Below are 519 nucleotides of genomic sequence, written 5' to 3' on the forward strand. Positions count from 1 at the left end.
AGCAGCCAGAGCTTTTTACATTATCAGCCTTGTATTGCTGCTGAGAAATGGAAGTGGCAAGGGTTGAACATGGAGGTACTTTGGCCTCCTAAACCTGTAGTACGAGCATACAACCCCCACTCTTGTGTCATCAGTCTGGAAGACCCTAGTACAGGTTTTAAAATGTTGTTTACTGGTGATATCGAAGCCATCAGCGAATGGATACTGCTTCGAGAGCCAGAAAAGCTGCGCAGTGATGTAATGCTAGTGCCGCATCATGGAAGCAAAACCTCTTCTAACCCTAAGTTTATCAATGTTGTTGAGCCTAGCTTGGCTATTGCTTCAACGGCAAAACTAAACCAGTGGGGAATGCCCGCACCTGAAGTCGTTCAGGCCTATACCGATAGTGGTGTTCGTTGGTTAGACACTGGAAGTGATGGCCAAATAACAATCTTACTTGATGGCAATAACTGGCGTTTTGAAAGTAAACGTCGTGAGACAATTGAGCCTTGGTATAGGCAGATGCTGCGTAACCGAGTA

The 519-nt window shown here is 45.7% G+C and carries 1 protein-coding gene; it reads left to right on the top strand.

Going from position 1 to position 519, the window contains the following annotated elements; genetic code table 11:
- Positions 1-519, top strand: a 519-nt coding sequence (locus R7R24_RS30405) for a ComEC/Rec2 family competence protein (protein WP_411978856.1), incomplete at both ends; no start/stop codon positions are given.

The sequence above is a fragment of the Vibrio sp. 704 genome (genome assembly GCF_033339295.1).